Annotated in this window: 24 protein-coding genes; 9 read left to right on the plus strand and 15 right to left on the minus strand. The window is 66.4% G+C overall.

Going from position 1 to position 23,603, the window contains the following annotated elements; translation table 11 throughout:
* The first annotated feature begins 14 nt into the window (after positions 1–14).
* The 3 genes from ACWW1C_RS22520 (at position 15) to ACWW1C_RS22530 (ending at position 4,054) form a co-directional block, all read left to right on the plus strand.
* Entirely contained in the window at positions 15–881 is an 867-nt protein-coding gene (locus tag ACWW1C_RS22520; protein WP_455980342.1) for a TauD/TfdA dioxygenase family protein, read from the plus strand.
* 71 nt (positions 882–952) lie between these two features.
* Entirely contained in the window at positions 953–1,687 is a 735-nt protein-coding gene (locus ACWW1C_RS22525) for a beta-phosphoglucomutase family hydrolase (RefSeq protein ID WP_455980343.1), read from the plus strand.
* A gap of 6 nt (positions 1,688–1,693) precedes the next feature.
* Positions 1,694–4,054: a glycoside hydrolase family 65 protein gene (locus ACWW1C_RS22530; RefSeq protein ID WP_455980344.1), complete on the plus strand. Its 2,361-nt coding sequence runs from the start codon at positions 1,694–1,696 to the stop codon at positions 4,052–4,054.
* Here the strand turns inward: ACWW1C_RS22530 and ACWW1C_RS22535 are convergent.
* The 3 genes from ACWW1C_RS22535 to guaB all read right to left on the minus strand — a co-directional run bounded on the left by ACWW1C_RS22535 (position 4,041) and on the right by guaB (position 8,561).
* Positions 4,041–5,765 carry a GMC oxidoreductase gene (locus tag ACWW1C_RS22535; RefSeq protein ID WP_455980345.1) on the minus strand — a complete coding sequence of 575 codons (1,725 nt, stop codon included), beginning with the start codon at positions 5,763–5,765 and terminating at the stop codon, positions 4,041–4,043. The genes ACWW1C_RS22530 and ACWW1C_RS22535 overlap by 14 nt on opposite strands.
* A 67-nt stretch (positions 5,766–5,832) precedes the next feature.
* Positions 5,833–6,972, minus strand: a complete 1,140-nt coding sequence (locus ACWW1C_RS22540) for a GuaB3 family IMP dehydrogenase-related protein (RefSeq protein ID WP_455980346.1) — start codon at positions 6,970–6,972, stop codon at positions 5,833–5,835.
* A gap of 47 nt (positions 6,973–7,019) precedes the next feature.
* Positions 7,020–8,561 carry an IMP dehydrogenase gene (guaB, locus tag ACWW1C_RS22545; RefSeq protein WP_455980347.1) on the minus strand — a complete coding sequence of 514 codons (1,542 nt, stop codon included), beginning with the start codon at positions 8,559–8,561 and terminating at the stop codon, positions 7,020–7,022.
* Between the two features lie 143 nt (positions 8,562–8,704).
* Between guaB and ACWW1C_RS22550 the strand changes: the two genes are divergently transcribed.
* Positions 8,705–9,109 (plus strand): DUF5319 domain-containing protein, encoded by a 405-nt coding sequence (locus ACWW1C_RS22550; protein WP_020102483.1) that lies wholly within the window; start codon positions 8,705–8,707, stop codon positions 9,107–9,109.
* A 201-nt stretch (positions 9,110–9,310) separates the two neighbouring features.
* Here ACWW1C_RS22550 and ACWW1C_RS22555 read toward each other — a convergent pair whose 3' ends face one another.
* From ACWW1C_RS22555 to ACWW1C_RS22565, 3 genes are all read right to left on the minus strand, one after another.
* Positions 9,311–10,534, minus strand: a complete 1,224-nt coding sequence (locus ACWW1C_RS22555) for an anti-sigma-D factor RsdA (RefSeq protein WP_455980348.1) — start codon at positions 10,532–10,534, stop codon at positions 9,311–9,313.
* Positions 10,527–11,105: a sigma-70 family RNA polymerase sigma factor gene (locus ACWW1C_RS22560; RefSeq protein WP_455980349.1), complete on the minus strand. Its 579-nt coding sequence runs from the start codon at positions 11,103–11,105 to the stop codon at positions 10,527–10,529. Before ACWW1C_RS22560 ends, ACWW1C_RS22555 begins: the two co-directional genes overlap by 8 nt.
* Positions 11,106–11,193: 88 nt before the next feature.
* Entirely contained in the window at positions 11,194–12,018 is an 825-nt protein-coding gene (locus ACWW1C_RS22565) for a hypothetical protein (RefSeq protein WP_455980350.1), read from the minus strand.
* Positions 12,019–12,430: 412 nt separating this feature from the next.
* Between ACWW1C_RS22565 and ACWW1C_RS22570 the strand changes: the two genes are divergently transcribed.
* Positions 12,431–12,721, plus strand: coding sequence for a WhiB family transcriptional regulator (locus ACWW1C_RS22570; RefSeq protein ID WP_029105464.1), 291 nt, complete (start codon positions 12,431–12,433; stop codon positions 12,719–12,721).
* Positions 12,722–12,724: 3 nt separating this feature from the next.
* On the opposite strand, the gene ACWW1C_RS22575 is transcribed toward ACWW1C_RS22570, so the two are convergent.
* Positions 12,725–14,221 carry a potassium/proton antiporter gene (locus tag ACWW1C_RS22575; RefSeq protein ID WP_455980351.1) on the minus strand — a complete coding sequence of 499 codons (1,497 nt, stop codon included), beginning with the start codon at positions 14,219–14,221 and terminating at the stop codon, positions 12,725–12,727.
* 94 nt (positions 14,222–14,315) lie between these two features.
* Here ACWW1C_RS22575 and ACWW1C_RS22580 point away from each other — a divergent pair, with 94 nt between their 5' ends.
* The gene (locus ACWW1C_RS22580; protein WP_455984396.1) at positions 14,316–14,975 is read left to right on the plus strand and encodes a potassium channel family protein; all 660 of its coding nucleotides are present in this window, start codon (positions 14,316–14,318) and stop codon (positions 14,973–14,975) included.
* Here the strand turns inward: ACWW1C_RS22580 and ACWW1C_RS22585 are convergent.
* The gene (locus ACWW1C_RS22585; protein WP_455980352.1) at positions 14,972–15,643 is read right to left on the minus strand and encodes a hypothetical protein; all 672 of its coding nucleotides are present in this window, start codon (positions 15,641–15,643) and stop codon (positions 14,972–14,974) included. The two genes, ACWW1C_RS22580 and ACWW1C_RS22585, sit on opposite strands and share 4 nt — an antisense overlap.
* Positions 15,644–15,647: 4 nt before the next feature.
* A complete protein-coding gene (locus tag ACWW1C_RS22590; protein ID WP_455980353.1) occupies positions 15,648–16,121 on the minus strand; it encodes a nuclear transport factor 2 family protein in 474 nt (157 codons plus the stop codon).
* A gap of 92 nt (positions 16,122–16,213) precedes the next feature.
* On the opposite strand from ACWW1C_RS22590, the gene ACWW1C_RS22595 reads away from it, so the two are divergent.
* Positions 16,214–16,825, plus strand: coding sequence for a TetR family transcriptional regulator (locus tag ACWW1C_RS22595; protein WP_455980354.1), 612 nt, complete (start codon positions 16,214–16,216; stop codon positions 16,823–16,825).
* 87 nt (positions 16,826–16,912) lie between these two features.
* On the opposite strand, the gene ACWW1C_RS22600 is transcribed toward ACWW1C_RS22595, so the two are convergent.
* The 3 genes from ACWW1C_RS22600 to ACWW1C_RS22610 all read right to left on the minus strand — a co-directional run bounded on the left by ACWW1C_RS22600 (position 16,913) and on the right by ACWW1C_RS22610 (position 19,342).
* Positions 16,913–17,860 (minus strand): aldo/keto reductase, encoded by a 948-nt coding sequence (locus ACWW1C_RS22600; protein WP_455980355.1) that lies wholly within the window; start codon positions 17,858–17,860, stop codon positions 16,913–16,915.
* Positions 17,861–17,923: 63 nt separating this feature from the next.
* The gene (locus ACWW1C_RS22605; RefSeq protein WP_455980356.1) at positions 17,924–18,646 is read right to left on the minus strand and encodes an isochorismatase family protein; all 723 of its coding nucleotides are present in this window, start codon (positions 18,644–18,646) and stop codon (positions 17,924–17,926) included.
* A gap of 102 nt (positions 18,647–18,748) precedes the next feature.
* Positions 18,749–19,342 (minus strand): TetR/AcrR family transcriptional regulator, encoded by a 594-nt coding sequence (locus tag ACWW1C_RS22610; protein ID WP_455980357.1) that lies wholly within the window; start codon positions 19,340–19,342, stop codon positions 18,749–18,751.
* 123 nt (positions 19,343–19,465) lie between these two features.
* On the opposite strand from ACWW1C_RS22610, the gene ACWW1C_RS22615 reads away from it, so the two are divergent.
* Positions 19,466–19,843, plus strand: coding sequence for a nuclear transport factor 2 family protein (locus ACWW1C_RS22615; protein WP_455980358.1), 378 nt, complete (start codon positions 19,466–19,468; stop codon positions 19,841–19,843).
* Positions 19,844–19,870: 27 nt separating this feature from the next.
* The gene (locus tag ACWW1C_RS22620) at positions 19,871–20,350 is read left to right on the plus strand and encodes an OsmC family protein (RefSeq protein WP_455980359.1); all 480 of its coding nucleotides are present in this window, start codon (positions 19,871–19,873) and stop codon (positions 20,348–20,350) included.
* On the opposite strand, the gene ACWW1C_RS22625 is transcribed toward ACWW1C_RS22620, so the two are convergent.
* The 3 genes from ACWW1C_RS22625 to ACWW1C_RS22635 all read right to left on the minus strand — a co-directional run bounded on the left by ACWW1C_RS22625 (position 20,331) and on the right by ACWW1C_RS22635 (position 23,566).
* Complete coding sequence (locus ACWW1C_RS22625) at positions 20,331–21,431, minus strand: ferritin-like domain-containing protein (RefSeq protein ID WP_455980360.1); 1,101 nt, start codon at positions 21,429–21,431, stop codon at positions 20,331–20,333. The genes ACWW1C_RS22620 and ACWW1C_RS22625 overlap by 20 nt on opposite strands.
* 78 nt (positions 21,432–21,509) lie before the next feature.
* Positions 21,510–22,283: an enoyl-CoA hydratase gene (locus ACWW1C_RS22630; protein ID WP_455980361.1), complete on the minus strand. Its 774-nt coding sequence runs from the start codon at positions 22,281–22,283 to the stop codon at positions 21,510–21,512.
* Positions 22,283–23,566, minus strand: a complete 1,284-nt coding sequence (locus tag ACWW1C_RS22635) for an adenylate/guanylate cyclase domain-containing protein (RefSeq protein ID WP_455980362.1) — start codon at positions 23,564–23,566, stop codon at positions 22,283–22,285. The genes ACWW1C_RS22630 and ACWW1C_RS22635 overlap by 1 nt, the downstream gene beginning before the upstream one ends.
* Between the last annotated feature and the right edge of the window lie 37 nt (positions 23,567–23,603).

Here is a 23,603-nt window from a genome sequence, read left to right on the forward strand (position 1 = left end):
CCGAAAGGCTTCCCATGAACATCACCAAACTGACCAGCAAGATCGGCGCCGTCGTCGACGGTGTGCGGCTGAGTGGTGAGCTGTCCCCCGAGACCGTCGCCGAGATCCGTGCCGCGCTGCTGGAACACAAGGTGATCTTCTTCCGCGGCCAGGACCACCTCGACGACGCACAGCAGCAGGCCTTCGGGGAACTGATGGGTGATCTGGTCGGCCATCACTCGATGAAGCGCGCCGGCGCACCGAAGATCACGCCCATCGATTCCGAATACGGCAAGGCCAACCGCTGGCACACCGACGTCACCTTCATGCCCGACTACCCGTCTGCCTCGGTCCTGCGGGCCGTCACGCTGCCGACCTACGGCGGTTCGACCCTCTGGGCGTCCACCGTCGCGGCCTACGACGGACTGCCCGCGCCGCTCAAGGCGCTCGTGGAGAACCTGCGGGCCGTGCACTCCAACCGGTTCGACTACATCAAGGACGTCACCGTGGATACGGCCGACCTGACCGACGAACAAAAGGGCTACCAGGCCGAGTTCCAGAAGCCCGACTTCCGAACCGAGCACCCCGTGGTGCGCGTGCACCCGGAGACCGGCGAGCGCGCCCTGGTGGCCGGCCAGTTCGTGCGCGGCTTCGTCGGCCTGGACAGCTACGAGTCAGCCGCCCTACTGGAGCTGCTGCAGCGCCGAATCACCTTGACCGAGAACACCGTTCGCTGGGATTGGCAGCCGGGCGACGTGGCGATGTGGGACAACCGGGCCACCCAGCACCGCGCCGTCGACGACTACGACGGCCAGCACCGGCTGATGCACCGCGTCACACTGACCGGTGACGTCCCGGTCGACGTGCACGGAACACCGAGCCGCGTCATCAGCGCGGCGTAGCGTCAACGAATAACCGGCGCGAAAAACGGGAAAGGACACAGCAGCACCACTCCCCGACCGAAAGAGCAACCATGCTGGGTCTCCCCGACGCCGTGCACGCCTGCCTGTTCGACCTCGACGGTGTCCTGACCGACACCGCGAGCGTGCACAAGAAGGCGTGGAAGGCGATGTTCGATGACTACCTGCGGCAACGCGCCGCACGCAACGACGAACAGTTCGTCCCCTTCGACAGCCACGACGATTACCTGCAGTACGTGGATGGGAAGCGGCGGGAGGACGGCGTCCGGTCGTTCCTGCGGAGCCGCGGTATCGACCTGCCCGACGGCGACCCAGATGATCCGCCGGACGCCGAGACGGTCGCCGGCCTGGGGAACCGCAAGAACGACATGTTCCAGAAAGTGCTGCACGACGAGGGTGTCGAGGCGTTCAGCGGGTCCCGGCGATATCTGGAGGCGGTTACCGCGGCGGGACTCGGCGTCGCGGTGGTTTCATCGAGCGCCAACACCCGTCAGGTACTCGATGCCACCCGGCTGGCTCCGTTCGTCCAGCAGCGCGTCGACGGACTGACCCTGCGGGACGAGCACATCGCGGGTAAACCGGCGCCGGACTCGTACCTGCGGGCGGCGCAGCTGCTGGGCGTGGAACCGGGAGCGGCCGCTGTCTTCGAAGACGCGTTGGCCGGCGTCGAAGCGGGACGGAACGGCCGGTTCGGATATGTCGTCGGCGTGGACCGGGCCGGGCAGGCCGCCCAACTGCGCGACAGTGGCGCCGACGTCGTGGTCACCGACCTGGCCGACCTGCTGTAGGCGACCATGATCGCCCAAGACACCTTTCCTGTCGAGCCATGGCAGGTCCGGGAAACTCAGCTGGATCTCGATCTGTTGGCGCAGTCGGAGTCCGTGTTCGCCTTATCCAACGGACACATCGGCCTACGCGGAAATCTGGACGAAGGGGAACCGCACGGCCTGCCCGGCACCTATCTCAATTCGTTCTACGAGACCCGGCCGCTGCCCTACGCCGAGAGCGGATTCGGTTACCCGCAGGGCGGCGAGACCATCGTCGACATCACCAACGGCAAGATCGTGCGCCTGCTCGTCGACGACGAGCCGTTCGATGTCCGGTACGGCGAACTCCTCGACCACGAACGAACACTCGATCTGCGCGCCGGAACGCTCTCCCGTACGGTCCACTGGCGCTCCCCCGCCGGAAAGCAGGTGCAGGTCAAGTCGGTCCGGCTGGTCTCGCTGGCCCAGCGCAGCGTCGCGGCCATCGAGTACGTCGTCGAGGCCATCGACGAGTTCTCCCGCGTCACAGTGCAATCGGAGCTGGTCGCCAACGAGGACCAACCGCAAACGGCGTCGGATCCACGCGTCGCGGCAGCCCTTGCCAATCCACTGCAGCCGATACACCACGAACACAACCACCATGGCGGCCTGCTGATCCACCAGACAAAGCGCAGTGGCCTGATGATGGCCGCCGCGATGGAACACGAGATCGAGGTCCCGGGACGCGTCGAGGTGGCCACCGACTCGCGCCCAGATCTGGCTCGCACCACCGTGATCTGTGGGCTGCGACCGGGACAACAACTGCGCATCGTCAAGTACCTGGCCTACGGCTGGTCGAGTCTGCGGTCGCGACCCGCGCTGCGCGACCAGGTCGCCGGCGCGCTGGCCGGCGCTCACTACAGCGGGTGGCAGGGTCTGCTGGACCTGCAGCGCACCTATCTCGACGAATTCTGGGACAGTGCCGATGTCGAGGTCGACGGCGACCCTGACTGCCAGCAGGCCGTGCGGTTCGGGCTGTTCCACGTGCTGCAGGCCAGTGCCCGCGCGGAATGCCGCGGCATCGGAGGCAAGGGACTTACCGGGACCGGCTATGACGGTCACGCTTTCTGGGACACCGAAGGTTTCGTGCTCCCGGTACTCACCTACACGAAACCGCATGCCGTCGCCGACGCCCTGCGGTGGCGCGCGTCGACACTGGAAATGGCGAAAAGCCGTGCGGCAGAACTCGGTTTGCGCGGCGCCAGCTTCCCCTGGCGCACCATCTCCGGCCCCGAGTGCTCGGCCTACTGGCCGGCCGGCACCGCGGCGTGGCACGTCAACGCCGACATCGCGATGGCGTTCGAGCGCTACCGCAACGCCACCGGAGACGAATCCCTGGAACTCGACTGCGGACTGTCGGTGCTGGTGGAGACCGCTCGGCTGTGGATCTCACTGGGACACCATGACCGGCACGGGGTTTGGCATCTCGACGGCGTCACCGGACCCGACGAATACACCGCGATGGTGCGCGACAACGTCTTCACCAATCTGATGGCGGCACACAACCTGCGGGCCGCCGCCGACGCGTGCTCGAGGCACCCGGACAACGCCTATGCCATGGGCGTGACCACCGAGGAGACTGCCGCCTGGCGCGATGCCGCGGCCGCCGCGCACATCCCGTACGACGACGAACTGGAAGTGCATCCGCAGTGCGAAGGCTTCACCACCTTCGCGGAATGGGAATTCTCGCCCGACACCGCATATCCGCTTTTCCTGCACAACCCGTACGTCCGGCTGTACCCGGCGCAAGTGATCAAGCAGGCCGACCTGGTGCTGGCCATGCAGTGGCAGAACCACGCGTTCACCGCCAAGCAGAAGGCACACAACGTCGACTACTACGAGCGGCGCACCGTTCGGGATTCGTCGCTGTCGGCATGCAGCCAGGCAGTGATGTGCGCCGAGGTCGGTCACCTCGAACTGGCGCATGACTATGCCTATGAGGCCGCCCTGATCGACTTACGCGATCTGCACCACAACACTCGCGACGGGCTGCACATGGCGTCCCTGGCCGGCGCCTGGATCGCTCTGGTCGCCGGTTTCGGTGGTCTGCGCGACGACGAAGGCGTGCTCGCGCTCGACCCTCATCTTCCCGACAGCCTGTCTCGACTCCGGTTCCGGTTGCGGTGGCGAGAGTTTCGGCTCACCGTCGACGCCACACACGATGAGGTGACCTACACCCTGCGCGACGGTCCCGACTCGACCCTGAGCATCCGGCATGCCGGATCGGACCTCAGCCTGAGCACCCGCGAGCCGACCGTCGTCGACGTGCCGCCACGAAAGTCCCTGCTACCCCCGCCGCCGCAGCCGCCGGGCCGGGCGCCCACGCACCGGCGATTCAGACCGGGGTGATAGGCAGTCGGCGCAGCGCGCCGGGCGCGTCGGCCGGCACGACGGGACGGTCCGGTGCCACCGGCTCGATCCGCCGGTACGGCTCGCCCTGGGCCGGCCGCGCGTCGTCCTGGCCCTTATTCGGCCACAGCGACGCCGCGCGCTCGGCCTGCGCCGCGATCGAAAGCGACGGATTCACACCGAGATTCGCCGAGATCGCGGCACCGTCGGTGACGAACAGCGTCGGGTAGTTGTAGACGCGGTGGTACGGGTCGATGACGCCCGTCGCCTGGCTGTCACCGATCGCCGCGCCACCCAGGAAGTGCGCGGTCAGCGGGATGTTGAACAGCTCGCCCCAGGTGCCGCCGGCGATGCCGCCGACCTTTTCGGCCATGCGCCGGGTCGCGTCGTTGCCGACCGGGATCCAGGTCGGGTTGGGCTCGCCGTGGCCTTGCTTCGACGACATGATCCGGATGCCACCGGGCCCACGCTTGGTGAAGGTGGTGATCGAGTTGTCCAGGTGTTGCATCACCAGCGCGATGACGGTGCGCTCGCTCCACCGCTGCGGGTTGAGCAGCCGGATCAATTCACGCGGATCCTCACCGGCCTGGTTCAGGAACTGCTTCCACCGCGGCACGTCGGTGCCCTGCGGGCCGGCGCCGTCGGTCATGAGCGTCTGCAGCATGCCCATCGCGTTGGAGCCCTTGCCGTACCGCACCGGCTCGATGTGGGTGTCGGGCGTCGGGTGGATGGACGACGTGATGGCCACACCGTGCGTCAGGTCCATGTCGGTGGGCACCTCGCGGGTCTGTGCACCCACGATGGACTCGGAGTTGGTGCGGGTCAGCACACCGAGCTTGTCCGAGAGCTTGGTCAGGCGTCCGGTGTCGCGCACCTTGAACAACAGCTTCTGGGTGTTGTACGTACCGGCCGCCACGATCAGGTACTTGGCGGTGAAGGTGCGCTTGCCGCGCCGGATCCGGCCGTTGGTGCGTCGGGTCGACACCTCCCACAGCCCGTCGGCGCGCTGCTCGAAACTGGACACCGTGGTCAACGGATGTACCTGTGCCCCAGCCTTTTCCGCCAGGCCGAGGTAGTTCTTCACCAAGGTGTTCTTGGCACCGTGCCGGCAGCCGGTCATGCACTCGCCGCACTCGATGCAACCGGTGCGGGCCGGGCCCGCCCCGCCGAAGTAGGGGTCCGGCACCGTCTTGCCCGGGGTCTTCTCGCCGTCGGGCCCGAAGAACACGCCGACGGGTGTCGCCACGAAGGTGTCGGCGCAGCCCATGTCCTCGGCGACCTCTTTGATGATCTTGTCCGCGTCCGTGAAGGTCGGGTTCTTCACCACGCCGAGCATGCGCTGAGCCTGCTCGTAGTGCGGCATCAGCTCGGCGCGCCAGTCGGTGATGTCCTTCCACTGCGGGTCGTTGAAGAACGGGTCCGGCGGGATGTAGAGGGTGTTGGCATAGTTCAACGAACCGCCACCGACGCCCGCGCCGGCCAGGATCATCACGTTGCGCAGCAGGTGAATCCGCTGGATGCCGTACATGCCGAGCTTGGGCGCCCACAAGAACTTTCGCAGGTCCCACGAAGTCTTGGCGAAATCGGCGTCGGAATACCGGGGGCCGGCTTCCAAAACGCCGACGCGGTAACCCTTCTCAGTGAGTCGGAGGGCACTGACGCTGCCTCCGAAACCCGAACCGATGATCAAGACGTCGTAGTCAGGCTCCATGGCAAAAGTATGGACCTACCGCTCGGTAACCAGCTACCAAGGTATGCCTAACTCGCTACCGCCGGTACTAGCTACCGACGGTGAGTCCGACCTTCTGGAACTCCTTGAGGTCGCAATACCCGGCCTTGGCCATCGAGCGGCGCAGACCACCGACCAGGTTGACCGAACCGAACGGGTCATCGGAGGGGCCGTTGAGCACGTGGTCCAGCGACGGACGCTCGCCGAGCGCGACCCGCAGCAGGGCGCCACGCGGCAGCGACGGGTGCGCGGCGGCGGCCGGCCAGAACCAGCCGTCACCGGCCGCCTCGGCGGCAGCGGCCAACGGGGTACCCAGCAGAACGGCGTCGGCGCCACAGGCGATGGCCTTGGCCAGGTCGCCCGAGGTGTGGATGTCGCCGTCGGCCAGCACGTGCACGTAGCGGCCGCCGGTCTCGTCGAGGTACTCGCGGCGCGCGGCGGCGGCGTCGGCGATCGCGGTGGCCATGGGCACGCTGATGCCCAGGACCTCGTCGCTGGTCGTCGCACCGTAGGTCGAGCCGTAGCCGACGATGACGCCGGCCGCGCCGGTGCGCATCAGGTGCAGCGCGGTGCGGTGGTCGAGCACCCCACCGGCGACCACGGGCACATCGAGCTCGGAGATGAAGGTCTTCAGGTTGAGCGGCTCGCCGTCGGAAGCGACGCGCTCGGCCGAGATGATGGTGCCCTGGATGACCAGCAGGTCGATCCCGGCCGCGATCAGCGTCGGAGTCAGGGCCTGGGCATTCTGCGGGCTGACCCGCACCGCGGTGGTGACGCCGGCCTCCCGGACGCGTGTCACGGCGGCGCCCAGCAGCTCCGGGTCCAGCGGGGCCGCGTGGAGCTGCTGCAGCAGCCGGACGGCTTCCCTGGATGCGAGGTCGGGGTCACTTTCTTTCGCCGCCAGCTCGACCACCTGCGCGAGCTTGTTCTCGACATCGCGGTGCCGGCCGATCAGGCCTTCACCGTTGAGCACGCCGAGGCCGCCGAGACGGCCCATCTCGATGGCGAACTCGGGCGACACCAATGAGTCGGTCGGGTGCGCCAGGACCGGAATCTCGAACCGGTAGGCGTCCAGCTGCCAGGCCGTGGACACGTCCTGGCTGGAGCGGGTACGCCGCGACGGCACGATGTTGATGTCGTCGAGTTCGTACGTACGACGAGCGGTCCGGCCCATGCCGATTTCAACCATGTCGCGCATTGTTTAGTCGTTTCCCTGTTAGTAGGTGCGCCTGGCAGTCAGCGCGAGGAATAGTTCGGTGCTTCGACGGTCATCGTGATGTCGTGCGGGTGGCTTTCCTTCAAGCCCGCCGCGGTGATCTGCACGAACTGCGCCTGCTGCAGTTGTTCGATGGTGGCCGAACCGGTGTAGCCCATGGCCGCCCGCAGACCGCCGGTGAGCTGGTGAATGACGGTGGACAGCGGACCGCGGAACGGCACCCGGCCCTCGATGCCTTCGGGCACCAGCTTGTCCTCGGAGAGCACGTCGTCCTGGAAGTAGCGGTCCTTGGAGTAGGACTTGCCCTGACCACGGCCCTGCATGGCGCCGAGCGATCCCATACCCCGGTAGCTCTTGAACTGCTTGCCGTTGACGAAGATCAGGTCGCCCGGCGATTCGGCGGTTCCGGCCAGCAGCGAGCCCAGCATCGCGGTCGACGCGCCGGCGGCCAGCGCCTTGGCGATGTCGCCCGAGTACTGCAAACCACCGTCGGCGATCACCGGCACGCCGTAGGGCTTCGTCGCCGCTACAGCTTCCAAGATCGCGGTGATCTGCGGAGCGCCCACACCGGCGACCACGCGGGTGGTGCAGATCGAGCCGGGCCCGACACCCACCTTGACCGCGTCGGCACCGGCCTCGCACAGCGCGGCGGCCGCGGATCGGGTGGCGACGTTTCCGCCGACGACCTCGATCTTGTCGCCGACGGCCTTCTTCAGGCGGGCCACCATGTCCAGCACGCCACGGTTGTGGGCGTGTGCGGTGTCGACGATCAGCACGTCGACGCCGGCGTCGGCCAGCGTCATGGCGCGGGTCCAGGCGTCGTCGCCCACGCCGACGGCGGCGCCGACCAGCAGTCGGCCGTCGCTGTCCTTGGTGGCCAGCGGGAACTGCTCGGTCTTGACGAAGTCCTTGACGGTGATGAGGCCGGTCAGCTTGCCGTGTCCGTCGACGATCGGCAGCTTCTCGATCTTGTGCCGGCGCAGCAGGCCCAGCGCGGCCTCGGCCGACACGCCCTCCTGGGCGGTGATCAGCGGCGCCTTGGTCATCACCTCGGCGACGGCCTTGTCCTGGTCGACCTCGAAGCGCATGTCGCGGTTGGTGATGATGCCGACCAGCTGGCCCCCGGTATCCACGACCGGCAGGCCGGAGATGCGGAACCGGGCGCACATCGCGTCGACCTCGGCCAGGGTGTTGCTCGGCGAGCAGGTGACCGGATCGGTGACCATGCCGGCCTCGGAGCGCTTGACGGTCTCGACCTGCGCGGCCTGCTCGCTCAGCGGCAGGTTGCGGTGCAGCACGCCCATCCCGCCGGCACGGGCCATCGCGATGGCCATCCGCGACTCGGTGACGGTGTCCATGGCCGAGCTGACCAGCGGCACCCGCAGCCGGATGTTGCGCGTCAACTGGCTGGACGTGTCGGCGGTGGCCGGGATGATGTCCGATGCCGCGGGCAGCAGCAGGACATCGTCGAAGGTCAGCCCGAGCATCGCAACCTTGGTCGGATCGTCACCGCCGGTCGGCACCGGAACGGAGATGGGAACGCTGCTTTCAGCGATCGACATGGGTGGGGCCTCCAGGGCAGACACAGTCGTGGAACTAAAAAGCCATCCTATCGGCCCAGACTGTGTGCATCGAACCCCACTCTGCGGCGGCACGCCGGGGTAACGGCTGGCGCATCGCCCGGGGTGATAAGTAGGGTGGACCTGTGCGTGACCACCTGCCGCCGGGCTTGCCACCCGACCCGTTCGCCGACGATCCCATGGACCCGTCGGCTGTTCTGGACGCGCTGGAGCCGGGACAACCCCTTGACCCGCAGGAACGCATGGCCGTCGAGGCCGATCTCGCCGATCTGGCGGTGTACGAAACGCTGTTGGCACACAAGGGCATTCGCGGCCTCGTCGTCTGTTGCGACGAATGTCAGCAGGACCACTACCACGACTGGGACATGCTGCGGGCGAACCTGCTGCAGCTGCTGGTCGACGGCACCGTCCGCCCGCACGAGCCCGCCTACGATCCCGAGCCTGATGCTTACGTGACGTGGGACTACTGCCGCGGCTACGCGGATGCGTCGCTCAACGAAGCGACCTCCGAGCACGACGGCTACCGCTGATTTTTTCTGTTGACGTGCCGGGCATCACGTCTGGCTGTTGATATTGCGCTGAGGGCGAAATTCGCCGAGCGCACAGCGCCGCGATTACAAGGTCAGCGCCGGACCCCGCCGAATTCCGTTGACCCTGCACTCAGGGCGCAAAAAGTCGAGTAAGCAGCGCCGCCATTACTGGATCAACGACCGGATGACCGCCGCATGGCTTCAGTGCTGCCCGCGGCCCGATCCCGATCCCGACGGCGCTTGCGTCGTCGTCACGACTGACCGTTCCCGTGTGGGCTCCGGCTGCGCTTCCTTGGTTGTCGGAGCGACGGTTGGCTGCACTGCCGGGACCGTCGGTGCCGGTGTGGTCACCGAGGGCACTGTGGCTGTCGGGGCGACAGTCGTCACGGTCTGCGCGGGCTCCGGGTTCGGCGTCGGCGATGGCGCGACGGTGGCCGTCGGCGACGCCGTGGCCGGGTGGGTGACGACCGGTTCGGTGGACGGCACCGTCGACGGGGCCGAGGTCGCCGTTGACACCGAGGACGACGACGTCGACGTCACGGTCGAACTGCTCGAGGCCGTCGACGACGGGGGCTCCGTCGCGGATGTGGCGCTCGATGAGGTCACGGTCGACGAGGCAGACGTGGTCGTCGGCTCCGAGGGCGAGGTCGACGCACTGGTCGACGTCGTGGACGTGTCGGTCGAAGTGGCCGTGGTGGACGACGAGGTGGTCGTCGACGTGCTGGACGACGTGCTCGACGACGACGTCGTCTCGACCGCCGGGACCGGCAACAGGGTCAGCGGCGAGGACGGCAGGATCGGCAGCGGCTCCCCCGGCGGCGGCAGGGTGGCCGCAGGATTTTGCTCAACCACCTTGTAGGTCAAGGCATTCCACTGCTGGATGAGCTGTTGCTTGTGCTCGGGAGCGTCGACGCTCTGTACGGTCGGGCTCAGCGCCTGGAGCTTGTCCTGCGCCTGCTGCCACTGCCCGTTGTCGATCAGCTGCTGCACCTGTTGCATCTCGGTCTGCGCGGCGAGCATCACCTGGTCGTCGCGGCTGGCCTTCTCGGCGCCGAACATGGCGGTGTGCAGGCCGTACAGCGAGGAGTCCGGCCCGGCCGCATAGATCGCGGTGCCGAAGCCGCCGAGGCACAGCAGCGCGGCCGCAACCGAGCCGACGATCGTCAGCGAGGTCCGAGACTCCTTGCGGTGCAACCCGTTCTGCAGCGCCGCCACCGCGTCGCGAGCCGTGACGGGTGTCGTCACCGCGGGTTCGCGGATGCCGTCGCGCCAGTCTGCCAGCAGGAAAGCCAGCTCGGCTTCGGTGGAATCGGTCGAGTACGCGTGCTGGTCAGCGGCGAGCGCGTCGAAGAATCGGTCGACACGTCGAATCTCGTTGAGCGAGGGGTCGCCGCCGTTTGGCGACCATTGTCCGGAGTCAGGCATGGCCGCGCTCCGTCGAACCGATCTCGGTCTTCAACCGCGCCAACGCCCGGTGCTGCGCGACCCGGACCGCGCCGGCGGTGCTGCCGACGGCCTCGGCGGTCTCCTCGGCGCTCATGCCGACGACGACACGCAGGATCAGGATTTCGCGCTGCTTCTCGGGCAACACCGACAGCAACCGGTTCATCCGGGCGGCCGCGTCGGCGTCGATCGCCATCTGCTCCGGACCCAGTTCCGTCGACGGGCGGTCCGGCAGATCGTCGGTGGCCTCAGCCCGGTTGCGGCCGGCGGCACGATGCGCGTCAGCAACCTTGTGAGCGGCAATGCCGTACACAAAAGCCAGGAACGGCCGTCCCTGATCCTTGTACCGCGGCAGCGCCGTGATCACAGCTAAACACACCTCCTGAGCCACATCGTCTGCGGAAACACCCTGTCGTTCGCCGACCCCGAATCGCGCACGGCAGTACCGAACGACGATCGGGCGGATGGTTTCCAACACCTTGCGGAGCGCGTCGCGATTGCCGGCAACTGCGTCAGCAACGACAGCATCGAGACCATCTCCCGAAAATGTCATCGTGTGCGCAATCTCCAGCGTTACGGACGTGGCAGAGCCGTGGTTGGTATGTCAGGACAACATTAATGACTACTGCGGGCGGTCAGATTCATCCCGCCCATCGCCCGCCGCGCTCAACGACGGTGGCGGCCGCGACGTCGCGGATCAGCGCCATCGCTTCCGGGCTGTGCTCAGCGCTCCCGATATCGCTCAACAAGCAGCCCAACGCCCAGGTCAGCGGCACCAATCCGAATTGCCGCGTCCGCGCCAACGCGGCGTCGGCGACGCGGCGGGCCTCGTCGAACCGGCCCGCGCTGCACAGTGCCGCCGAATACACGACGTCCGTCTTCACGGCGTGGCGCGGCGAACCCAGGTCACCGACGAGCTCACGGGCGCGTTCGGCATGGGCGACGGACTCCTGGCCGCGACCACTGACCATGGCCAACTCGGAACTGACCCAGGCCAGGCGGACTCGTTGACGCGGCACCCCGCTGTTCTCCGTGTCGGCGGCGGCCCGCTCGAGCAGCCGCTGCGCGACCGCGAATCGGCCGATCCCCAGGGCGTCCGCCGCCAGACCGACAAGCGCGTCGGCCCGCGCCTCCGCGGCGTCGGGCTGCTGCGCGACCAACGCCCAGGCCCGGCCGTCGGCGACCCGGGCCGAGCGATGCCAACCGAGCTGCCGGAGAAACGACGCACGGGTGCTCTGCGCCAGCGACAGCAACGAACCGCGGCCTCGCCGGGCCACGGCGTCGAGGTCCGCCGTCGCCGCGGCGTACCGGCCCTGACCGCCCGCGGCCACGGCGTGCAGCCACAGTTCGCCGACCGAGCGGGCCGCAGGGAGCGGCCAACACGGCAGATCGTTGCCAAATGCGGCGTCGTACAGATCGACGGCTGGCTGCTCATCGGGCAGCGCCCTGGTCCCGGTTGCGGTCATCGACTCAGCACGGTATCAATGCCGCCCTTTCGGATGGCCGCCTTCTCTCGCCGTGCGAGTTCGGCAGCTTTCGTTAATAATTAATGCTGGCCGTGTTAACAACATGTCAATTTGAATCAATTCCGCCACATATTGACAGACGTGGCGAACTGCCGCGAACAGCCGAAACAGGTAACCTCCGACAATTTCGCCACCACTCGTTTCGTTTCCAAGGCATCGCGCAGATGAACGTGATGTAAATTCTTGACCTGCGCTTATGGTGTTTCGCACAGACGGTGGCTATTGACGGAATTTGCCCAATCCTTCTACGTTGTGTGCACGAGTTGTCATCGGCGACAAGTTCTCGGGTCATTTGCACATCAACGCGCATCCACAGATTGCGAATAGGGCGCGCGGGGAGGAGTCATTCCCAATGCCACAGCCGCAGCAGCTTCCCGGACCCAACGCCGATATGTGGGATTGGCAGATGCACGGCGTTTGCCGTGGCGTCGACTCCGCGGTGTTTTTTCACCCCGATGGCGAGCGTGGTCGCGCTCGGGCGCAGCGTGAAATGCGCGCCAAGGAGATGTGCCGGGCCTGCCCGGTGATCACCCAGTGCCGCTCGCACGCACTGGCAGTCGGCGAGCCCTACGGCATCTGGGGCGGGCTCAGCGAAGGTGAGCGCGAACTGTTGCTGAAGCGGGGCATCCGTCGCGCGTCGTAGCCGTCAGTCCGGCTCACCATATTCGTCGAACCAATAGGCAAGCTTCCCCCGACGGCTCACCGCGCGCAGTCTGCGCTCGGTGGCCTCGCGGGTGGTGCTGGTGCTGACGATCAGCAGTTCATCACCGGCTTCCAGACGAGTGTCGGGCTGCGGCACGAAGGTATTGCCGTTGCGGATGATCAGGGTGATCACGCTCGGGTCGGGTAGCCGCAGTTCCAGCACCGTCACGTTGTGCAATCGCGACTGGGGCAGCACCGTGAGCGTCAGCAGCTCCGCGTCGAGCACATCCAGCGGCGCGGCTTCCACCTGAATCTCCCGCGTGACGTCCCGACGGATCAGCCCGAGCCGGTGCGCGATCGGCTTCAGACTCGGGCCTTGAACCAGCGTGAACACCACCACCAGCACGAACACGATGTTCAGCAGCCGCTGACTGTCGGGCACTCCGGTGACGATCGGGTAGGTGGCCAGCACGATCGGGACGGCGCCGCGCAGTCCGGCCCACGACAGGAATGCCTGCTCCCGCCAGGGCACCCGGAAGCCGATCAGCGACAACACCACCGACAGTGGCCGGGCCAACAGCAGCAGAACCAGACCGATGACGACGGCCGGCACCAGATCGTCGCCGAGCTGGCTGGGTGTGACCAACAGGCCGAGCAGCACGAACAGCCCGATCTGCGCCAACCAGCCCAGCCCTTCGGCGAACGACCGGGTGGCCGCGCGGTGCGGCAGCCCGGAGTTCGCGAGCACCAGACCGGTCAGATAGGCGGCGAGGAACCCGCTGGCGTGCGTGACGCCACACGCCGCGAAGGCCACCGTGCCCAGACCGAACGTGGCGAGGGGGTACAGGCCGGACGCCGGTAGCGCGATCCGGCGCAGCGTGACGGCGCCGAGGTAACCGCACAGCAGGCCGATCGCCGCGCCCACCGCCAGTTCGTAAACCAGGTTGACCAGCCCATGCCCCGGGTCGAAGGCCAGCGGAACGACGCTGAACATCAGGACCAGGATGACGGCGGGGGCGTCGTTGAGGCCGGACTCGGCCTCCAAGAGTCCCGCCAGCCGACGGGGCAACGGCAGCACCCGCAGCACGGAGAACACCGCCGCGGCGTCGGTGGACGAGACGATGGCCCCCAGCAGCAGCGCCAGCTGCCAGTCCATGCCCAACAGCAGATGCGCGCCCGCCGCGGTGACGGCCGTGCTGACGGCAACGCCGAGCGTGGCCATCACCGCGGCCGGCGCCAGACTCTTGCGGACGTCGCCGAACTTGGTGGTCAGACCACCTTCGATGAGGATGATCGCCAGCGCCGTGGTCCCCAGGTCCTGGACCAGCGCGACGTCGTCGAACCGTAGCCCGAGGCCGTCTTCGCCGACCAGTACGCCGAGGCCGAGGAACAGCAGCAGACTGGGCAGGCCGACGCGGGTCGCGAGTCGTGTGGCCACGATGCTGGCCAACAGCACCAGGGCACCGATGAGCAGCACCCGGTTCAGCTGCTCCAGTGTCATCCATCCCCCATTCCGGTGTGCGGCCGAAGCAAATGTATCTGGGAACCTGCGACGGGCGGCGGTAGGCGACAATGACTGCGTGAGCACCCGGGGCATGCGCGTGGCGATCGCCGGCGCCGGCGCGGTGGGCCGGTCGGTGGCGCAGGAACTCGTCGCCAACGGACACAAGGTCCTGTTGATCGAGCGCGACATCAACAAGTACGAGCCCCACACCGTCCCCGAAGCCGACTGGCTGTGGGCCGACGCCTGCGAGGTGGCCTCACTCGAGGAATGCAGCGTCGAGATGTGCGACGTCGTGATTGCCGCGACCGGCGATGACAAGGCGAATCTCGCGATGGCCCTGTTGGCGAAAACCGAGTTCGGTGTGCCGCGCGTGGTCGCGCGCGTGAACAACGTGGCCAACGAGTGGTTGTTCACCGACGACTGGGGTGTCGACGTCGCGGTGTCCACGCCGCACGCGATGGCCGCCGGGGTCGAGGGGGCCATCGACGTCGGCCACCTGGTGCGGCTCATGGGGCTACGGCAGGGTCACGCGAATCTGACGCAATTCACGCTGCCACCCGACAGTCCGTTGGTCGGACGGACGATCCGGGACATGACCCTGCCGCAGAACACGATGCTGGTGACGGTGCAGCGCGGCTCCAAGATCATCGTGCCGAAATCAGGAGACCGCTTCGAGGGCGGCGACGAATTGCTTTTCGTCGCAGACGAATCCGTCGACGGCGACATCCACGACCTCATCCACGGCAGCTAGAGCGCGTAGCAGTACCTGCTCGTCGGCACCGAGTCGAGATTGGTGTGGGCGCCGAAGCGCGTCACGCTCTCGATCATGAGAGTCATGCGGCGCTGCAGTTCCGCGTCGTCTCCCCCGCTGCCGTAGAACGCGTGCACGTCCGTCATGGCGGCCATGTGGAACAGTTCCTCCACGACGGCGTCGACCCGCTCGCTGCCGTGCACCGTCCGCAGGACGCGGTTCTGCACGTAGCCGAACGTGTCCTGGGTGTCGATGGCGACGCTGGTGTGCTGTCCCTGCCAGATCTGCAGCCAGTCCGCCGGATCCAGATCGGCCGGGATGCGCAGGAAACCGATCTGCGCCAACGCCGTTGTCCGAACCCCGTTTTCCACGGCAGGCGGGTCCAGTCGCACCGTCTCTTCGACTTCCCACCCGGCGCTGCGCTGAGAGATCGCGGCCAGCAGGTCGGAAATGGGTTCCGGATCGACATCGGCGTCGGTCCACACGCTGACCACCGCCGGGACCGGGTTGTCGAAGGTGGTGATGCGCAGCATGGCCGCCTCGACGTCGACGTCGTCGACGTTGATCTGCAACCGGCGCACACCCGCGGCCTGCAACAGTACGTGCAGTTGTGTCGACTGCAGAGCAGTGTCAAAACCCGAGCCCCACAGGGCGTAGATGAGCTTCACGTCGTCAGCCGTGCTTCGCTGCCATGGGCTCGGCCTGCATGACGCCGCCGGCCTGGAGCCACTCGCCCACCGCGCGGGGTGCGTCCCGCACGGGGTTGTAGACGTCCTCCTCCGAGGAGAACAGGTTGTCCCCCGCGTAGACCAGGCGGGTGATGTTGGGGAAACCGAATACCTTGCCGGGCTCCGTCGGATGGTCGAGGGCGTTGATGATCTCGGTGACGATTGCGCCGTTCTCCTCGTCGACCGCGACCCAGGTGTGCGGGAATCGCATGTGCGGGAACGGCTTCATCACACCGACGATCCATTCGCGGACCACCTCGCGGCCATGCATCTCGCCGTAAGCGTGCTCGATGTAGTGCACGTCCTCGGTGAACAGATCGGCGAACGGCGCCCAGTCCCCCGTGCTCGAACAGACCTCGACGACCTTGGTGTAGTGATCGAGTGCGGCCATCAACTCGTCGCGGCTGAATCGTGGCATGTGCGGACCTCCCAGATAACTAGAATCAATTTCAGTTTCCGGACTCTACCGAACAACTAGAATTCGTTCCAGACCCAGAAAGGAGTTGCGCCGTGGCAAGAATCGCCGATCCGCGCCCCGCCGCCGAGCCGGGCTCCGCGGTACAGCAACAGCGTCGTGCCGCGATCCTGCAGGCCACCGCAGCCCTGTCTACGCAGAAGCCGGCCGACCAGGTCCAGATGAACGAAGTAGCCCGCGCCGCCGGGGTCGCCCTGGGCACCCTGTACCGCTACTTCCCGTCCAAGACCCACCTGTTCGTCGGCCTCATGGCCGAGCGGGTGGATCGGATGCAGGACGGCGTCCACCGCCGCAAGGCACCGGCCGGCACCGCCGCCGACCGCGTCTTCGACGTCCTGTCCCGCGCCACCCGCCCGATGCTGCGTCAACCCCACCTGACCGCCGCCATGCTCAATTCACTGAACACCGCCGACGCGACGGCCGTGGCCGAGGTCGGACACATCGACCGCCAGGTCCGCAGCATGCTCCTGACCATCTGCGGAGTGGATGATCCGGGGCCGCAGGAAATTTCGCTGATGCGGTTGGTCCAGCACACCTGGCACGGCATCCTGCAGTCCAGCCTCAACGGCCGGATCGACGCCGACGAGACCGAGGACGAAATTCAACTGGCATGCCAGTTGATCCTGGCCCCGCTGTCCGGCGCCTAGGCCCGAAAGCAACCTTCGATATGGCCGTTCTCGATTCCCGCTGCCTGCATGAACGAGTGCGCAACCACTGCCAGCCGCATCGATCTTTCATCTGACGCCTGAGGGGACTTCGACAAATCCCGGTTCTCCGCCATCGACGACGGAATTGAACCGGATGCGCGTATCCAGCTCGTTGATTTCCTCGATCGCTCTGTCTGGAAGCGCTGTGACATCGAAGTTCTCGGCGATCCGAGAGGGCGTGACCGATGCGGTGAGAACCGCGCTGCCGCGCTGAATCCCCCAGGCCAACAACACCTGCGCCGGCGTGCTGCCGAACCGGTTCGCCAGCGAGACGATCAGCGGGTCGTCGAGCAGACGCGGTTCCAGAGCATGCCCCAGCGGCGCGAAGGCCAACAAGATGGTTCCGTGCGCCTTGGCGAGCTCGTGCAACTCCGATTGGGGGTGGTACGGATGCGACTCGACCTCGACAACCGCCGGTTTGATCCGCGCGTAATTCAGGACCTGCGCGGTCTTTTCAGCGCCGATGTCCGAGAGACCGATCGCTCCGACGAGTCCCTCATCGACAAGGCTTTCCATGGCGGCCCAGGTTTCGGCCAAGGTGACCCCGTTGTCATAGATCACGTTTCCGTGGGCATCGCGCGGATCTTGGTCGTCGCCGGGTTGGAACGCGAATGGGGTGTGCACCAGATACAGGTCAAGCGTGTCCAGCCCCAGCCGATTCAGGCTGGCCTGCAAGGCAGGCTTCACCCGTTCCGGGCGGTGATTGTTGTTCCACAGCTTGCTCGTCACGAACAAGTCTTCGCGGCGGACGGTGCCGTTCGCGAACAGCTCCCTGAGCGCCGCGCCGACCTGCGCCTCGTTGCGGTACCGCTCGGCCGCATCGAGGTGGCGAAAGCCTGCTTCAACGGCAGCCTTGACCGCAGTCTCGGTCTTCGTGCTGTCGGACAGTAAAGTCCCGAATCCGAGGGCCGGCATTGCGCCGCCGCCGTGGTTCAACGGGAAGCGGCGCTGCCGTAACTCGTCGTTCGATGTCATGTTCTTGGTCTCCAGGTTCGATCACGATTTTGGAAAGTGTTCGGGGGAAAGGTGTTTCGAATTTCAGCGACTGCCATCGGCACTCCCGCCGATGACGGCGACCGCCTGGGCGGTGGTCCATACCGCGCTGGCCAGGTAGCGAAAGTTCACCAAGGCAGCCAGGTACCCGTCGCCTTCGGGCAGGCGCGGACCGGCCGTCGCGTCCTTGACCACGGCGACCTCGAAGCCCTGTTCGACGAGTTCGCGCAAATGGCCTTCGACGCACAGGTTGGCGGCCATGCCGGCCAGGATTACTTGCGCCACTCCGCGCTTACGTAACTGCAGCACAAGGTCATTCGACTCAGGACCCACGATCTTGTGCGGTGAGGTGATGACGGTACGGCCGTCATGGATGTGGTGCCGGTACGACGGCAGGAAGTCCGCGCCGGATTCGGCGAAGCCGTCCATGGTGTAGGCACCGGCGCGCGCGAACATGCCGACACCGCCCATGAATTGCTCGAGCGGGTCGCCGAACCGCCACTGCCCATCGGTCGGATAGAAGTAGTGCGGCGACACCGCGACGGTGAGCTCCGCACGCTTGGCCGCATCGAACAGTTCGCCGATATGGGTGCCGGTGTTGTTCTCTTCGACGCTCGCGCCGAACACCGACCACGCCACTCCGCTCGGACTGAGGAAGTCGATCTGCGGATCGGTGACGACGAGCGCCGCGCGTGCGTGGTCGAGCACGAAGCCGGAGTTCGGTAACGCGGGATGGAGCGGCTCGGCGTAGTTCGCCTGGTCTGCCATGGGATGGCCCTTGCGGTCGGGGATGTGGGTACTCCTCAAATATAGATGACCGGTCGTCTATATATCAACAGTCGCCGATGGTGGTGTGCGCAACAGATCAGCTCAGCGCAACAACAACGCCGGCAGCGTGACAGCTTCGAATCGGTCGTACGGACCGCGGCTACGGGTGACCTTGCCCCGTAGGGCGGCACCCTCCCAGGCCTCGATCAGCGCCGACGCCAGTTCGGACGCTCCGACATCCGTGACGATCTCACCAGAACTCCCCTGCCCCGATCGCACAGTGTTCGCAAGCGCGTCATCCCAGCGGCCGAGGATGCGGGTCAGTTCGGCGCGCACCGGCTCGCTGGAGCCGCCCAGCTCCAGCGACATGTTGCCGACCAGACAGCCGAGCAGGAAGTCTGCGGATTCATGCTCATCGGCAAGCGCGTGAAAAAACCGGCCGATGCGCTCGTGCGCCGATCCATCACCGTCGAGCAGCGGCAGGATCCGCGCCTCGATATCGGACCAATAGTGCTCGAGGATCGCGGCCGCGAACACTTCCTTGCTGGGGAAGTACGCGTAGAACGAACCTTTCGGCACGCCCGCGGCGTCTGTGATCTCCTTGACGCCACTGGCCGCGAAACCCTGCGCATGCACCAGATCGAGTCCCGCGGCCAGCAAGCGGCGGCGGACTTCGGGGTTCGATGGGCGGGGCACTCCCGCAATGTTAGTCGACCGGTCGGCTATAGCGCCGAGCCGCAATTGGCGATTGATCGAAGGCGGCAAGGAAACCGGCATCCCGCGGCTAATGTCGTCGCCGAAGCACTAAGGAGAAGCTCGATGCGAGACGACGACGTGGAAGCCGCACTGCGGGAACACTGGGCTGCATCCGACGTCAACGACTTCGAAGCGGAGCACGAAATCTACCGTGACGACGCAGTTCTCGAGTATCCGCAGTCGGGTGAGCGAATTCGCGGACGGCACAACATCCAGGCATCGCGAGCCGCACAACCGAACGTCAAGCACTTCGAGGTGCGGCGCATCGTCGGTGCAGGCGAGCTGTGGGTCACCGAGCTGGTGATGACGTATGACGGGCAACCGTTCTATACCGTCAGCATCATGGAGTTCTCCGGCGCCGAAGTCGTGCGCGAGACCCAGTACTTCACAGAGGCTTTCGAACCTGGTCCGTCGCGCGCCCAATGGGTCGAACGAATGTGATGCCAACCGACCGATGAGGAGACTCCCATGACCGAACCAGCCGACCAGACCGACTCACCCGAAGGCACCGTCACCGTTGCCGAGAGCGGAGCAGGAACCTACACACAGGAGATCATCGCCGGCGGACACCGGTTGGTCGCCGACGAGCCAAAGCCTTTCGGCGACGACGCCGGGCCGTCGCCGTACGACCTCCTGCTGTCCGCTCTGGGCGCGTGCACCTCGATGACGGTGCGGATGTACGCAGACAAGAAGGGCCTACCGCTCGAACAGGTGCGAGTCTCACTGCGGCACTCGCGGATTCACGCGAAGGACTGCGCCGACTGTGACACCTCGGCCACGGGCATGATCGACCACATGGACCGCGAAATCGAATTGCTCGGCGCCCTCGACGATGACCAGCGGGCGAAGCTGCTCGCGATCGCCGAACGCTGCCCCGTGCACCGGACGCTGACGTCGACGGTGCACGTCACCACGTCGTTGCGGCCGGCTAGCTCGCCGCCTGCGTGATGATGTCGTCGACTTCGGCTGCCCGGACGGCCATTTCGGCGTGGGCCTTGTCGAGCGCTTCGGCCTGATCCTCGTCGGCCTTCATCATCGACTCGATGTCGAAGCCCGCCATGTCCAGCACGCCCATGTCCGCGAACGCCTTCTGCACCTTCGGGCCCCACAGTCCAATGTCCTTGACAATGGGTACGATTCGGCTGAACAGATGCGACCGGAACTGGCTCAGCATCGGCGCCGTCTCGACCCAGTCGACGCAAGCTTGAACATCGAGGCCGAGCGTCTCGTAGACCTCGTCACCCCGAAGGCGGTCGCGCATCAGGTAGCAGGCGTCCACGACGAAGTCTTCGCGCTCGTTCCGCTCGGCGTCACTGAGTTGGGAGTAGTAGTCCTTCAACGAAATTCGGCCGAAGGCGACGTGCCGGGCCTCGTCCTGCATGACGTAGGCCAGCACCTGTTTGGCCAATGAGTTTGGCGCCGCCAGGTCGCGCTGCACGCCGAACGCGGCGAGCGCCAGGCCTTCGATGAGCACCTGCATGCCGAGATACGGCATGTCCCAGCGGGAGTCCCGCAGGGTGTCCTCGAGGAGCACGGACAGATTCTTGTTGACCGGGTAGACGAGGCCGACCTTCTCCTGCAGGAACCGCGAGAACGTCTCGACATGCCGGGCCTCGTCCATGGTCTGGGTGGCGGCATAGAACTTCGCGTCCAGGTCGGGCACGACCTCGACGATCTTCGCCGCACACACCATCGCCCCCTGCTCGCCGTGCAGGAACTGTGAGAACTGCCAGGCCTGCGAATGCTGGCGCATCTCGGCGCGCCGTTTCTCGTCGGCCGACTCCCACATCGGGCTGCCGAACAGCGGATGGAACTCGTCTGGCAAGCCGATCGGGTTCATCGGATCGACGTCTTGCGCCCAGTCGATACGCGACTGGGCGTCCCACTGCTTGTCCTTGCCCTTCTGATACAGGGACAGCAGGCGCCCGCGGCTATCGTCATATTCCCAGGTGAAGCGCGCGTCGCCGCCACTAGGCACGTCCCAGGAGAGGGGCGAGGGCACCGTCGTGTACTTGTCCTTGGTCGTCATGAACGGCCGCCTCTCTGCGCGCATGTGTCCGGACGGAAATATGACCTGTATCACAGTGCGCCGCAGACGGCCGGACCGTCAACTACCGGGTTGGCGTTTCTCGATGAACGCCAGCACGCCCTCCAGCGCGCTCGGGTCCATCATGTTGCAGGCCATGGTCGATCCCGCATCCGCATACGCGGCTTCGATGCCGACTTCGATCTGGCGGTAGAACAACGACTTGCCCATCGCGACGGCGACGGCGGGCTTGGCGACGATGCTCGTGACGATGGCTTCGACCTCGCCGTCGAGAGCCTCCGGCGCGGCGACCCGGTTGACCAACCCCAGCGCTTTGGCCTCGTCCGCTGAAATGAATTCGCCGGTCACGAGCATCTCGAAGGCGGCCTTCCGCGGGACATTGCGCGACAGCGCGACTCCCGGTGTCGCACAGAACAATCCGACGTTGATGCCGCTGACCGCGAACCGCGCGTCATGGCTCGCCACCGCGAGGTCGCACATCGCGACCAGCTGGCAGCCGGCAGCGGTCGCGATCCCGTGCACCCGCGCGATCACCGGCACTGGTAATCGCTGGATCGCCAACATCACGTCGGTGCACTGGGCGAACAGTTCCTGGTAGTACTCGAGAGATGGCTCGGCGCGCATTTCCTTGAGGTCGTGGCCGGCGCAGAACGCCTTGCCGGATGCCCCGAGCACGACGGCCCGCACCGCCGCGTCACCCGCGAGTCCGGCAAAGGCCTCCCCCAACTCCGTGAGCATCGCCTCGGACAATGCGTTGAAGGCCTGCGGACGGTTCAGCGTCAGCGTCACGACACCACGGTCATCGCGGTCGCAGCGCAACAGTGGTTCGCTCATCAGCGCGCGCCCTCAAGGAAGTACGTCGTCATGGGTCCTTTGCCTTTGACATCCACCAGCTGCGGGTCGCTGAATTCATAGCGGTGCGCGAGCAACGAATGCGTGGATGCCGACACCTGGATGCGGTGCGGGAGGCCGCTGGACTCCATGCGGCTCGCTGTGTTCACGGTGTCGCCCCACAGGTCGTAGATGAACTTGCGCTGCCCGATCACGCCCGCGACCACCGGGCCCGACGAGATGCCGATCCGCATCGAGATCGGACTCGGCCAGTTCGACGACAGAGCGGTGACGGTGCGTTGCATGTCGAGGGCCAGCTCGGCCATCGATGCCGCGTGGTCGTCATCGGGATTGGGCAGACCGGCAACCGCCATGTAGGCGTCACCGACCGTCTTGATCTTCTCGATGCCACGCCGGTCGCAGAGCTCGTCGAAAGCCCGGAACAGCGTGTCCAACAGCTGCACCAGCGCCTCCGGTGTCAGCGTCTCGGACAAGGGCGTGAACCCCACGATGTCGGAGAACAGCACGCTGACGCTCGGCGCCGAGTCGGCGATGGTCGGCGCGCCGTCGCGCAGCCGGTCGGCGATCGGGGCCGGCAGCACGTTATAGAGAATCTCTTCGGTCCGGGCCCGCGCCTGTTCGACTTCGCGCTGCCGGAGGAAGTCGATACGCCGTAGCCGCTCCAACGCATAAGCGATGAGCACGCTGATCGCCGCCAGTCCGGCGATCTGCGGCGCCATCGTGCCCAGATCGTCCAGGCTCCCCCGCGCGCTCGGCAGCTCCAGGCACACCGCGACGAACACCACGGTGTTGGCGACCGCCGCGTGCATGCGCAACCTCAGCAGACCGACGGCGCCCAGGAGGGTGACGGTCGCCGAGGTCATCAGGTACTGGGTCGGGAAATCGCCGACGCGGGCCAGTACCGGCACCAGCAGCACCTGCACGACCGTCAGTTGCGCGACAGTGCCGACCTGCAGATGGTCCTGGAGCGTTCGAATCCGGCGGATTGCCACGATCCCCAGCAGGAAGATGCCGATGGTGATTGCGCGGACGATCAGGGCGCCGGGGACGAAACCGCGCAGGACCAGGAAGTCCACGGCCGCGTAGACGACGGTGAAGAGGATGCCGACCACTTGCGCGAAGGTCGCCGCGCGCAGCCCGTTCGCGTCGTCGTGCGCCCGGAACGCCCGCTCCGCGTCCTGGTCGTCGAACTCCAGCATCCACTTGCGCATGTGGAGCTGGGCATGCGTGTGCTGCACCCAGCACCGCACCGCTTGCGCATCCACAGGGCGAAAATAGCGGAGACGGGGGTCGGCCGAGACC

The organism is Mycobacterium sp. HM-7 (assembly GCF_053852335.1).

Excerpts from the sequence above, each read along its gene's own strand:
- ACWW1C_RS22600 (WP_455980355.1), bottom strand. The coding sequence starts at position 17,860 with ATGACATCGAACGACGAGTTACGGCAGCGCCGCTTCCCGTTGAACCAC.
- ACWW1C_RS22560 (WP_455980349.1), bottom strand. The coding sequence starts at position 11,105 with ATGACATTTTCGGGAGATGGTCTCGATGCTGTCGTTGCTGACGCAGTT.
- ACWW1C_RS22570 (WP_029105464.1), top strand. The coding sequence starts at position 12,431 with ATGCCACAGCCGCAGCAGCTTCCCGGACCCAACGCCGATATGTGGGAT.
- ACWW1C_RS22555 (WP_455980348.1), bottom strand. The coding sequence starts at position 10,534 with ATGCCTGACTCCGGACAATGGTCGCCAAACGGCGGCGACCCCTCGCTC.
- ACWW1C_RS22575 (WP_455980351.1), bottom strand. The coding sequence starts at position 14,221 with ATGACACTGGAGCAGCTGAACCGGGTGCTGCTCATCGGTGCCCTGGTG.
- ACWW1C_RS22535 (WP_455980345.1), bottom strand. The coding sequence starts at position 5,765 with ATGGAGCCTGACTACGACGTCTTGATCATCGGTTCGGGTTTCGGAGGC.
- ACWW1C_RS22625 (WP_455980360.1), bottom strand. The coding sequence starts at position 21,431 with ATGACGACCAAGGACAAGTACACGACGGTGCCCTCGCCCCTCTCCTGG.
- ACWW1C_RS22565 (WP_455980350.1), bottom strand. The coding sequence starts at position 12,018 with ATGACCGCAACCGGGACCAGGGCGCTGCCCGATGAGCAGCCAGCCGTC.
- ACWW1C_RS22620 (WP_455980359.1), top strand. The coding sequence starts at position 19,871 with ATGACCGAACCAGCCGACCAGACCGACTCACCCGAAGGCACCGTCACC.
- ACWW1C_RS22530 (WP_455980344.1), top strand. The coding sequence starts at position 1,694 with ATGATCGCCCAAGACACCTTTCCTGTCGAGCCATGGCAGGTCCGGGAA.
- ACWW1C_RS22520 (WP_455980342.1), top strand. The coding sequence starts at position 15 with ATGAACATCACCAAACTGACCAGCAAGATCGGCGCCGTCGTCGACGGT.
- guaB (WP_455980347.1), bottom strand. The coding sequence starts at position 8,561 with ATGTCGATCGCTGAAAGCAGCGTTCCCATCTCCGTTCCGGTGCCGACC.
- ACWW1C_RS22630 (WP_455980361.1), bottom strand. The coding sequence starts at position 22,283 with ATGAGCGAACCACTGTTGCGCTGCGACCGCGATGACCGTGGTGTCGTG.
- ACWW1C_RS22590 (WP_455980353.1), bottom strand. The coding sequence starts at position 16,121 with ATGCCACGATTCAGCCGCGACGAGTTGATGGCCGCACTCGATCACTAC.
- ACWW1C_RS22605 (WP_455980356.1), bottom strand. The coding sequence starts at position 18,646 with ATGGCAGACCAGGCGAACTACGCCGAGCCGCTCCATCCCGCGTTACCG.
- ACWW1C_RS22540 (WP_455980346.1), bottom strand. The coding sequence starts at position 6,972 with ATGGTTGAAATCGGCATGGGCCGGACCGCTCGTCGTACGTACGAACTC.
- ACWW1C_RS22615 (WP_455980358.1), top strand. The coding sequence starts at position 19,466 with ATGCGAGACGACGACGTGGAAGCCGCACTGCGGGAACACTGGGCTGCA.
- ACWW1C_RS22525 (WP_455980343.1), top strand. The coding sequence starts at position 953 with ATGCTGGGTCTCCCCGACGCCGTGCACGCCTGCCTGTTCGACCTCGAC.
- ACWW1C_RS22580 (WP_455984396.1), top strand. The coding sequence starts at position 14,316 with ATGCGCGTGGCGATCGCCGGCGCCGGCGCGGTGGGCCGGTCGGTGGCG.